The 12080-nt window shown below is 69.9% G+C and carries 4 protein-coding genes; all 4 read right to left on the bottom strand.

Features of this window, described 5'->3' with window-relative positions; translation table 11 throughout:
* Nucleotides 1–45: 45 nt before the first annotated feature.
* Nucleotides 46–768 (bottom strand): M50 family metallopeptidase, encoded by a 723-nt coding sequence (locus RV986_RS17750; RefSeq protein WP_475918332.1) that lies wholly within the window; start codon nucleotides 766–768, stop codon nucleotides 46–48.
* A gap of 281 nt (nucleotides 769–1049) precedes the next feature.
* Complete coding sequence (locus RV986_RS17745) at nucleotides 1050–1412, bottom strand: hypothetical protein (protein ID WP_475918331.1); 363 nt, start codon at nucleotides 1410–1412, stop codon at nucleotides 1050–1052.
* 144 nt (nucleotides 1413–1556) lie between these two features.
* Nucleotides 1557–7913 carry an RHS repeat-associated core domain-containing protein gene (locus tag RV986_RS17740; RefSeq protein WP_475924318.1) on the bottom strand — a complete coding sequence of 2119 codons (6357 nt, stop codon included), beginning with the start codon at nucleotides 7911–7913 and terminating at the stop codon, nucleotides 1557–1559.
* Between the two features lie 350 nt (nucleotides 7914–8263).
* Entirely contained in the window at nucleotides 8264–11923 is a 3660-nt protein-coding gene (locus tag RV986_RS17735) for a LamG domain-containing protein (protein WP_475918330.1), read from the bottom strand.
* Nucleotides 11924–12080: the final 157 nt, after the last annotated feature.

Below are 12080 nucleotides of genomic sequence, written 5' to 3'. Positions count from 1 at the left end.
TGCGGTCGTTCGACGGCTGCGGGTGCGTTGGGGGGTCTCGAAAGGTCAGACCCCCAGCAGCCAGCGCCCCCCGCCCAGCAGGGAGCACAGGGACACCGTGTGGAACAGGAACAGCCACAGGCCCGCCGGGACGTGGGTGAGGCGGGAGAGCTGGTCGGCGTCGGAGTCGCCGGCACCGCCCCGGCTGCGCTTGGCCTGGAGTTCGAAGGCCGGACGGACGCCGCCGAGCAGCAGGAACCACACCACGGCGTACGCGAACGCCGCCTGCACCTGGGGTCCGGCGAGCCAGGACACCACCAGGAACATGCCGCCGGTGAGGATCACGGTGAGCGCCCCATAGGCGTTGCGGATCATCACCAGCATCGCGACGAGCAGGGCCGTGGCCAGCCACAGCAGCAACGTGATGCGGCCGGCGCCGAGCAGCGCGGCGCCGCCGAGGCCGAGCAGCGGGGGAGCGGTGTAGCCCGCGGCCGCGGTGAGGATCATGCCGAGGCCGGAGGGCTTGCCCCGGCTGACGGTGAGGCCGCTGGTGTCGGAGTGCAGCCGTATACCGCTGAGACTGCGGCCGGTCAGCAGCGCGACCAGCCCGTGGCCGCCCTCGTGCGCGATGGTGATGGCGTTGCGGGAGACGCGCCAGACACCGTGCGGGACGACCACCGCGAGGGCGGCGACCAGGGTGGCGATCACCACCCACAGATCGGGGTCCGGCTGGCTGCCGGAGACCTGGTCCCAGAGTGAGGCCAGCGAGGCGGATGCGGTGCTGTCCATTGTCTGCGGGGGCTCCCTCTGATGTCGCGGAATCTGGCAGTGTGGCACGTACGTGCGGACGGTAGCGGACGGTATCTGAGACGCCGGACCAGCAGCGATCGTTCCTGACGGCAAACACGCAGCTCACGGGGTTGGAGCCGTGGAGTAATCCGGGGCTCTTGATCTACCCGTGCTGACTGTGTGCCGACCTGGAGGAACCTGTGACCGCCCCAGGAAACCTGTCCCGTTGCGTCCGGTTCCGTCCCGTCCCGGGCCGGCGCATCCGCAGGCTGTCGCGTGCCTCAGAACCCCGGCGTCGGGAGGAAGCCCGGCCACCACGGGGGTACGCCGCTGGGGCAGTCGTAGGTGGTGCCGCCCCAGAAGAGCGAGAGGGCGCACCAGGAAACGGCGAGGAGCGTCACCGCGAGGGCGAGGGCGTGGAGAAGGGGACGGTTCCCGAGGAGGGCGCCCACCGCTACCCAGCCCAGCAGCAGGACCACCCAGAGGCCCGGGATGAAGAGGAAGAGCAGGAAGCTGCTGTTGGCCGCGTTGTTCACTCCCGTGTCGCAGGCGTTCCATGCCCTGCCCAGAAGCATGGCCACGAGCACCGCGAGAGCCAGCCCCACCACCGTGCCGAGACATCCATGCAGCCGTCGGTTCCCCATACGCCCTTTCCGTTCGTCGTCCGCTCCGGAAAGCACCGGAGCCGCACCGCGCGTCACTGTATTCACCCGCTCCGCAAGCCCTGACCAGCGGGGGACCGGCCCGTCCCTGGACGGACGGGCCGGTCCCCGGCGGGAGGGCCCGGGCTACTTCTTCTTCACCTGGTCCACTCCCTTCGCGTACATCTGCCCGATCGTGTCGATCACCGCGGTGTGGAACTGTTCCCTGGTCAGGTCGAGACCGTGCTTGTCGAAGAGGTCGACCCCGGCCTGCATCGTCATGTGGTCGCCCGGGTCGTCCTGTCCGACGAGGAGGGGATCGGCGACCGAGGCCCCTTCGATGAGCGTCTTGGAGTCGAAGCCGGCGGCCCGGCCGACGTAGCCGTAGTGGACGTTCGACCACATGTCGTAGAAGACCTTGTAGTCGGTGCCCGGAACATCGATGAAGTAGCCCTCCTTGGAGAGGTTGAACTTCTTGTCGAGCTTGGGCTTGTGGTCCCACTCGCAGATCTTGGGGCAGACCTTGGCGGTCCACATGGCCAGCGCCGCGGTCGTGTCCCTGCCCTGGTCGCGTCCGGCCAGTCCGTCGTACCAGGCCCACGGGCGCAGCAGCCCCTGCATGCTCTTCACCTCGTCGGACCGGGCGTTGTGCGTGAGTTCGTCGTACATGTAGCTCTCCATCTCGGAGAACAGGTCCTCCCCCTTCTTCAGGTCGGGCTTGGGCTCGGGGCCCTTCTTGTAGGTGACCTTGTGAGAGATCTTCCCGCCGTCGTTCTTGACGGTGATGGTGAAGACGCCGCTGACGGGGCTGAAGCCGCCGAGGTACACGGGCACCGTGTAGGTCTGCGTGGAGTGGTAGACCCAGCCGCCGTTCGAACCCATCGTCATGTAGGACCGGTAGGAGCCGCCCTTGCCGTCGCTGCACCCGTTCTCGCAGTCCGTGATCGGGCGCTCGCCGCTCGGGTCGGACTTGGTGACGGGGGTGTTGTTGGCGTAGGCGTAGCCGTTGAGGGACTCGTGGTCGTCGGGGGCGACGACGGGGTCCACGGAGAGGAAGCGTCCGGTGACCGGGTCGTACTCGCGGGCTCCGACGTGGACGAGGCCGGTGCCCGGGTCGGCGGCCTTGCCGAGGAAGCCCTTGTCGTCGGGCCAGGCGGACGGCGCCGCACCGCGGGCTTCGCCGAAGGGCTTCGTGTAGCGACGGGTGACGACCTGGGTGACGGCGTCGACGGCCATCGAGGCCGTTCCGTGGTGGTCGTCGATCATCCAGCTCAGGCCGGACTCGGTGCGCACCGCCGTGACGTCACCGGCCGAGTAGTAGCGCTCGGCGGTGAACTTCTTGGTGGCGCTGTCGTAGTGGAGTTCCTGGCCGGCCAGGTAGAGGACGGTCGTGCCCTGGTCGCGGCGGATCAGGAGATCGCCGTCGGCGTCGTAGAGGTAGTCGGTGGCCTTGGTGCCTTCGGTGAGGCGGGTGAGCTCTCCTTCGATGTCCCAGGTGAGGCTCTGCGCGATGCCGGTGGGGCTGTAGCGCTTGGTGGTGTTGCCCTGCTCGTCGTACGTAAGGCTCTTGGCGGTGCCGCCGTCGACGGTGAGCGAGGTCAGGGTGTGGGGCTGGCCGGTGCCGGAGGCGTTGACGGCGGGGTAGCCGTAGACGGTCCTGGTGTCGGTGGTGGCCTTGTGCTCGACCTGGGTGTCGCGCAGACCCCCGGGCTTGTAGGTCCAGCTCGTCCAGTACGGGGCCGGGCCGCCGAGGGCGGACGCCGACCGGGTGGTGGCGCAGTCGTCGGAGGACGGGGTCCAGGCGTCGGTCAGCCGCCGGTAGCCGTCGTAGGCGAAGCACTGGGTGTCCTTGCCGTTCGCCTTGTCGGTGACCGACTTGACGTTGGCGCTGGCGTCGTAGGCGTAGTCGACGTCGCTGGTGTACCCGGCATTGGTCTGGTCGACCGTGTGGGTGTTGGCGAGACGGCGGGTGCCGTCCTCGTAGCGGTTGAGGACCTGGAGCTGCTTGGCACCGGTGGAGGTGCCGAGGCGGGTCTCCTCGATGTCCCCGTACGGCGAGTAGCCGATGTTCTGGACGTAGTCGGTCATGCCGTCGGTGCCGGTGAGCATGCCGAGGCCGTTGTAGCTGTTGGTGACGGTCTCGGCGGGCAGGCCGGCGAGCGCCGGCATCGACGCGGACTGGACGGTGCCGTCGATGTTGTAGGTCGTGGACTGGGTGAACGTCTGCGGCGCGCCGGCCACGACCAGGGGGTCACTGGCGGCGAGGACCGTCTTGGTGCCCTTGGCGCGGCCGAGGGCGTCGTAGCCGGTGACGACCTGCGAGTAGATCTTGCCGGTGGTGCCGCCGACGTACCGGATCGAGGCGGTCGGCTGTCCCTTGGCGAGGGAGTCGTAGGTGAACTTGGTCAGTTGGTGCGCGTTGTCCTGCACACCGTCCCACGTGCCGGTCTTGCGGCCGAGCTCGTCGTAGGCGGTGATCAGGGTGCGCGGGACGCCGTTGAGGGTGGTGGTCACCGTCAACGGCTGGTCCGCGTCGTTGTACGTGGTGTCGGTGCGGCCCTTGTCGGGGTCGATCGCGTACTCCTGCCGTCCGCGCAGGTCGTAGCCGTACGACCACATCGCCGCGTCCGGGCCCTTCATCGTGCTGATCTGGCCGCCGGGGGTGTACGTGAAGAGCGTGCGGGTGTAGTCGTCGCCACTCGGGACGGGGCCGGCGTACTCGCGGCGCTCGGTGACGCGGCCCCGGGCGTCGGTGAAGGTCAGCGTGCCGGTGCCGCCCGCGGCGGCCGTGACGGCGGTGCGGTCGCCCTGCTCCTCGGCCTTGGTGCGCCACTTCTCCTGGTCGTAGACCCGGAAGATCGACGCGGTGGCGCGCCCGGCGGCGTCGAAGACCGTCTCGGTGGAGGCGGGGACGGAGCCGGGGAAGGTGTTGGCCAGGGTGCCCGAGGGCGCGTTGGTGTCGTGGACCTGCTCGTTCTTGAGGTAGGCGAGGCCCCGGTCGTCGTAGAGGGTCTCGGAGATCACCCGGCCTCCGTTCGGCGCGGGGACCTGCTTCTGGCGGGACCGCAGCAGGCTGTCGAAGATCTCGTAGGAGCTGTTGTAGGTCTGTCCGTCGGCCTTGAGGGCGTCGGTGCGGACCCAGGTCTCCTTGTCGTTGTTGACGCTGTAGGCGTAGACGATGCCGGCCGCGTCGCCGAGCGCGCGGGAGCGGTCCGGCTTCCAGACCGACCGCAGGCGGCCGAGCGCGTCCAGGGACCACTCGGTGACGTTGCCGTTGGCGTCGGTGGTCCTGGTGGCCGTGCCCCAGGCGGGATCCACCTCGGTGGTGGTGGTGTACAGCTTGGGGTCGATGGAGGTCTTGGACGTCAGCGGGCCGTAGCCGGTGTCGTCGGGGACGTAGGTGGTCCTGACCGTGCCGTTGACGGCGTTGGTCGCGGTGGACGCGCGGCCCAGCTTGTCGTAGGTGGAGCTGGAGACCTTCTGGTAGACGGGCTTCTTGTCGGCGTCGTAGCGCGCCACCCGGTAGGAGGCGGTGGGGTCGCCCTTGGTGGGCGCCACGCCGACGGCCTGCTGGTCGTAGGCCGTGGTGACGTCGGAGACCACGTCCCCGGGGACCGACGGGGTGCTCGCGCAGGGGACGCTGTAGACCTCGACGTGGGAGGCGAGGGAGACCAGCCAGTCCGAGGTGTTGCGGGCGTAGGTCTTGCGCGTGCAGGTCTCGTCGCCGCTCTTGGCGGTGTCGCCGCTGTCCTCCAGGGTGAGCGGCATGCCGTACGTGGGGTCGTACGTGGTCTTCTGCCGGACCGTACGGGAGCCGCCGGGGGTCGTGGTGCGGGTGCTCACCTCTCCGGGCTGGACGATCCACGCCTCGGTGGTGCCCCAGTCGTAGGTGTGGCTGCCGGTCCTGTACGACCAGGGGGTGTTGATGGTGCCGCTGACTTCGTCGGTGCCGTTGTGGACGATGGTCTCGCGGACGAAACCGGCGTACTGGCGGGAGTCGTCGAGGACGGTGCCGGTGGAGTCGGTGACCTTCTCCACCCGGGCGGTGCCGTCGAGTTCCTTCTCGCCGTTCAGACCGCGCAGGTAGAGCGTGGACTTCTTGGAGCGCGGGCCCTCGGAGTCGCCGGAGGTCTCCACGACCTTGCCGTAGCCGCGCCACTGCGACCAGGTGCGGTTGGACGGCTTGGTCAGGCCCTCGTCGTCGGCGTAGGCCCAGCCGGCGCCGCCCTGGTAGTCGTAGTACTTCTCGCCGGTGTCGCCGTGGCCGTAGGGGTCGTCCTGGAAGACGGAGGTGACCACGTACTTGTGGAACCAGTCGGTGACCGGACTCGCCCCGGACTGCGACCACTTGACCGGGAAGCAGCGGCGGGTGTTCTTGTCCACGTCCGCCGGCATGCCGGTGCCCCAGATGCAGTCGGGGTCGGAGTAGTTGGCGGTGAGGGTCGAGCCGGTCTCGGACTTGATGGTGCGCACCCGCCACTTGATGTAGCGCAGGGTGTCCGGGCCGCTGCCCTCGACGTGGTTGGGCAACTGGATGCCGCCGAAGACGACCGGCGGCATGGCGGCCGCGGTGGAGTTGGCCTTGCCGGTGTTCTGGATGGACTTCAGCCACAGGCTCGCCGAGGAGGCGTCACCGGTGTCGGGGAAGCTCTGGTCCAAGTGCCAGGTGTCCACGTCCCGCTGCGTGGTGCCGCTGCCGGTCCAGACGGAGGTGGTGATGTCGGTGAGGCGCTTGCGGGTGAAGAAGGCCGGGCCGATCTGGGTGGCGCACTTGGTGTCCGAGGCGCAGATCATGTCGAAGGGCACATCGGGCCAATTGGCCTTGGTGTCCTTGGTGAGGCTGTCGCAGCCGCCGGAGGTGACGCAGCGTTCGGCGTAGGCGAAGCGGACCTGCTGGGCGGCCGGCTTGGCGTACAGCAGGTCGGAGCGCAGCCCGTAGTCGATGCGGTTGAGGTAGCCGCCGCGGGTGTAGGCGGTGCCGTTGACGGTGGTGTCGGCGGCCTTGGAGTAGTAGTTCGTCTCCCGGCCGTACCAGTACGTGGAGGCGTTGCCGTGGGTGTCCACGACGTAGTCCAGGTTCCAGCGCCAGGCCTGGGAGCAGTACGAGTCCGCGAAACCGCTGGACTTGTAGCAGGGCTCGCCGGAGTCGTCGCCGAAGACCGGGACGGTCCACACGGAGTTGGTGACCGGGTCGTCGTCGGCGGTGGAGGTGGTGCCCTTGTCGCTCCAGCCGGGCAGCCGGTGCTTGCCGAAGAAGTACTGGACGCCGTCGGGGCCGGTCACCTTCCAGTACTCCGAGTTGTCGTCACCGTTGCCGGTCGCGCCGGTGACGTGCTCGACGCGCGTGCCGTCCTCGTTCTTCGGCTTCCACGAGCCGCCCGACGCCTGCGAGAGGGCGGCGGAGTCGCAGGCTGCCTTGTCGGCACAGGTGTTGACGAGCTCCACGGCCTTGCCGTTGAGGACCAGGGTGGCGTTGGCGTACGACCAGCACAGGTCGCCCTTGCCGGACTGGCCGTCGTCCTTGCAGGAGCCGTAGGTGCGCTCGATGTAGGACTCGGTGAGCGAGAAGCCCTCGCCGATGACCGAGGTCTGGTTGTTCTCCCCGGCCGTACGGCCGTCCACCGAGGCGGAGTCGTAGGAGATGGAGAGGTTCGGGGCCGGTCCCGCGGTCGCCGGGGGGACGCGCAGCGGGTAGTTCCAGGTGAAGTCGCCCGTGTTGCCGCCGGCCTCCCAGGTCGCGGTCGGGGACAGCGGGGTGGCGGCGTAGTCCCCGCCGCTGCCGGAGCCGTCCGCCGCCGCCGCGAGCAGCACCGGGGCCCCGGCCGCGAGGGCGCGGGCGGAGACGGTGCCGGTCAGGGTCTGGGACCGGGTGTCGTTCTCGGCGCCCGGCACCGGGGTCCGGGTACGGCAGGACTGCTTCTCCGGGGTGGTGAGCGCGCACGCCGGAAGGGTCACGAGGTGCAGCCGGGGGCCGAAGTTGCCGCCGTAGACATCGCTGAAGGAGGAGTAGTCGAGGGAGACCTTGAGACCGTCGGTGTCGCCGGTGGGCCGCGCTGCCGCGCCGGACGGATCGACGCTCAGCAGGACGCCGTTGATCCCGGCCTTCTTCGCGGCGGCGGGGGAGTGGAGGCGCAGCGCGATCCTCTCGGCCGGGCCGGTGGCCTCGGCACCGGCGCCGCTCGGGGTCGCTCCGGTCCTCGCCTTCCCGTGCCGCGCGGCAGCGGTGGGTTCCTGGGCCAGCTCGACATCCAGGCCGCCGACGGTGACGGTGGCCCGGGAGGACGGTGCGACCTCGGCCGTGGCGCTCCCGGCCTTGGGCCAGGCAGCCTTCCCGATCCGTTCACGGGTCTCGCGGGAGGCGGGGGCGGCCTTGTCCTTCGGGGCCTTGGTGGTGCCGGGCTTGAGCACCCCCACCTTGTCGATCTTCGCGTCGGGCCGGTCCTCCAGTTTCCCGGAGCCTCCGGACTGGGCGTGGGCCGCGAGGTCCTGGCCCGACGCGACCATGACCTGGGGCAGGAGTGAGAGGGAGACGACCAGTGCGCCACGGCCGAGCCAGCGGCGTATGAGCGCCCCTGGCACGCGTCTGCGCGGGAATGTCGAAGGCACGGTGATGTGATGTCCCGGTTCTCGGAAGTGGACGGAAAACACCCGGGCGACGGCGCCCGGGAACGCTGGTACTCGGTGGCGCGTACGGCGCGTACGGCGCGTACGGCGCGCGCAAGGGAGCGCGCACGGACGGGCGTTCGCGCGCAAAGGGGCACGCCGAGGAGCGCGCGGGGGAGCGCGCGGGGGAGCGCGCGGAAGGGAGGAGCGGGGCGGGTGAGGTAACCCCGCCCCGCTGCCTTCCGCTTCTGTTACTGCTCGGTGTTGTGCCGGTCGGCGATCGTGTCGGTGGAGGTGGCCCCGGCCCAGACGCGGACGCTGTCGATCTTTCCGGGGAAGTAGCGCGTGGCAGCGCCGTTGATCTTCGCCCGGCCGATCTCGAACGCTCCGCCGCCCTGCCAGGGCGCCGGGTACGACACGCCGTCCTCGTCGCCCATCAGGGCGCTGTCGACGTAGAGCTTGAGCGCGCCGAGCTCGGAGGTGTCCTCGGGGTCGGCTGCCGCCTGGGCGTCGTGGACGACCGTCAGCATGACCGGGACGCCCAGCTGGGCCGTGGTGAAGGCGGTGGACTCGCTCTCGGTCCAGACCGCTCCGGTGCCGTCCTTGTCGGGGCGGCCGAACGTCCACCGTCCCTGGGCGCTGCCGGCCGGCTGCTCGTACCAGACACCCCAGGAGGACTGGCTCGTCCCCGACTGGCCGAACACCTGCACCGCGTACGACTTGCTGGTGTCGGCGAGCTTGGCGGGGTCCAGCGTCACCCAGGCGGTCGCGGTGAACGAACCGGAGTCGTCGACGACCGGGCCGGTGGCGCCGGCGTACGCGCTGGTGCCGTTGAGGGTCATCGTCTGCGTGGTCGTGACCTCTTCGCCGATGTCCGGGTCGCCGGTGGTGACCTGGGTGAGCGCGGCCCCGTTGAGCGTGAGGTTCCGGCCGAAGCCGCTGGTGTCCTTGACCGTGGTGCCGGTCGCGTTGGCCATGTCGGTGGCGTCCCACTTGGCGACGAGCGCCGGGACCGGGTCGCCGGCGGTGCCGTCGCCGAGGTCCTCGTCCTCCAGCCAGGCCTCGTGGGTGACCTCGGTGTCCGCGAGAGCGCGGGACCAGACCTTCACCTCGTCGATGGTTCCGGAGAAGTTCTCCTTGCCGCTCGCGTTGTGCCACAGCCGCCCGACCTGAAGGCTGCCGGACGCCTTCCACGGGGTGGCCGTGAACGGCACCGGACTGCCCTGCGGGACGCCGTTGACGTAGAGCTGGAGGGTCTGTCCGGCCGCGTCGTAGACGCCCGCCAGGTGGGTCCAGGCGTTCAGGACCGGCGGCTTGGTGCCGATCGAGCGGATGATCACGGGGTCGACGACGTCCGTCTGGTGGCGGTTGAAGATCCAGGCGTTGTAGGAGCTGGAGTAGTAGAGCTGGAACCCGGAGGCGTTCGTGCCCGCCTGGGACAGGACGGTGTAGTTGACGTCCTTCTTCGTCAGCCGCGCCCAGGCCGAGACGGTGAAGGACTTGGTGGTGTCCAGTACCGCCCCGGAGGTGGAGAGGTAGGCGCTCGTGCCGTTGAGCTTCGCCGCGCCGGAACCGCTGCGGGCCAGGGTGTCCCAGGTGGCCCCCGAGGAGGTCAGCGGGTGCTGGGTGGCGGTGGTGGCGTCGGTGAGGGTGTTGTCCAGGTGCCAGATCCCCGAGGGCTTCTCGGCGCCCTTCACCAGGAAGCTGTAGTAGCCGGTGAGCGAGCTGTGGGCGGCCGCGTCGTAGCCCCAGACCTGGACGGTGTTCTCACCGGCCTGGTTCGGCGTGATCGTCTGGGTGGTGGCGGTGCCCTTGGCGACGGTGATCGGGGCGGAGACCGCGCCGCTGTTCAGCTTCCACCTGTAGCTGACGACGTCCGACTGGATGCCGGCCGTGGTGGGGTTGGTGTCCGCGGGGGTGAAGGTGAACCTGCCCGGCGTGCCCACCCCGCCCGCGGCGGGGTCGGTCTCGGCCGGCTGGTAGACGCCGTCCGCGCTGGTCACGATCGGAGGCGGCGGCGAATCGGTGTCGACCCGGAAGTAGCACCAGGACGACCAGGCCGAGTCCAGGACACCGGTGTCGCCCCGGTCCGTCTTGTAGTACGCCTGCGTCTTGACCCGCATCCGGTAGTCCGTCTGCACGGGCAGCGCGCTGGAGGACGCGTCGCGGACGGCGTTGTCGGCCACCCAGGCGCTGTCCGGCGAGGCCGCGTACCAGGCACGGCTGGAGCCGTCGGCTTTCCACACCTCGAACAGGGCGCGCACTTGGGCGTTGGAGCCGTCCGCCGACTGCACGGTGGCCAGCATCTTCGGCGTGGTGTCGCTGGTGGCGAAGGGCAGCGTGGAGGCGTTGCAGGCCCGTCCGGTGGTGCCCTGCTGCACGCCGTACGAGGTCGGCTTGGCCGGGTAGGACACGTAGGTCACCGACAGCTTCGCGTCGTTGCGGAACCGCGCCCAGGCGGCCGCGTCGGACTCGTCGTGCGCGGTCAGCGAGAAGGTGATCTGGGGCGCCTTGTTCGCCGCGTGGGAGGCGAGGGTCGTCGTCAGGTTCTCGTTCGTCTCCTCGCCCACGTTGTCGCTGAAACGCACCCAGTTCGCCGGCTGCGACGGGCTGCACAGGCTGCCCCGCCCGTAGGCCACGTTCCGGTCGCCCATCAGGTCGTCCGCCGTGGGGCGGGAGGACCACGCGGTGCTGGAGGAGATGCCCTTGGTCACGTGGCTCAGGTCGTACCAGTGCGGATCACAGGTGAACGTCCACGTCTGGTACACCTCCAGCGTCGCGTCCAGGATCTTCTTGCCGTGGATCGACGAGAGCGGGTACTCGAAGTACATGCGCTGGGTGTACGGGCTGTCGGAGCAGAGGTAGCCGGCGTAGTTGGAGCAGCGCCCCACGCCCTTGTCCCCGTCGAACTCCCAGTACTTGGTGCCGTTGGAGGCCAGAGCCGTCCAGTCGCCCAGCGCGATGCCCTTGGTCGGCGGGTCGATGTAGAGCGGGAAGACGGTGTCCTCGCCGTGGAGCAGGGCCGGATCGGGCGTGATCTCCAGGGCGGTGCCGGTGACCTTGAGCGGCAGCTCGGCGGCCGCGTCACCGCTGCCGGGGCCCTCCGAAGGGGCCGGTTCGCCCCCGGCGGCGGGGAGCGGCGTGGTGTCCGTCGCCTCCGGCTCGCCCTCGGCCTTCGCCTCGGTCGGGGCGGCACCGCGGACGAGTTGAGTACCGACACCGGTCGTGGCAGTGTCCGGGGCGTCACCGGCCGAGTCCCACATCCGCCCCGCCGGGCTCTCGAAGACCGGGGTGCCGTCGCCGTCGCGCGCGACGAAACCGCCGTCGGCCGTCCGGGCGATGTCCAGGCCGCCGCCGGAGACGGTCATCCTGATCGTCGCGAGCGCCGGATTCCGAGCCGCCTCCGCGGTCTTGACCACGAGCACCGAGGTGTAGCCGGAACTCAGCGCGGTCAGTTTCAGGTCCACGTCCGGGAGAACCCCGGCGTAGGTGGCGGTGCTGCCGTCGAGCCGGGGCGCGGGGAGCGTCCTGGGCCAGCCGAGCCGCAGCTCATGCCCCTCGTCCCCGATCGTGACCAGCCCGTCTCCGCTGCCGCCGCCCGAGAAGGTGAGATCCGTCGTCGTGTTCCTCGCCCGCACCGAGCCGTCGGCCTCGCGCACGAGGGCGGTGTCGATGGGGGCCCAGGTGCCGTCGTCCTTCCGGGCGCGGACGGGAGCCGCGTTCATCTCCTGGGTGAAGGTGCCGTCCGGATTGGCGAACACCTGGGACGACTCCGTGGTCGCCGCGTCCACGGCCACCCGCTCGCCGGTCTTCACCGCGAGAGCGGCCGCCTGCGACTCCGCAGTCCTGTCCGCCGCTGCCGAGGAGGCACCGTCATCGGCGAGCGCCGGGGCCGCACTTCCCAGGAGCATGACAACCATCGCTCCGCATTGCATCACCCGACGCCAGTCGCGCCACCGTTCTCGCGTGAACACTCCCCCACCGCTCTCTTAAGATTTTCTTACAAAGCGATGAGGATTATGTGTTGATCTTGGACGACGGTCAATGGTCGCGTTCATCACGTTGACC

The organism is Streptomyces sp. RLA012 (assembly GCF_056270325.1).
This window is presented reverse-complemented; position numbering and strand designations above follow the sequence as displayed.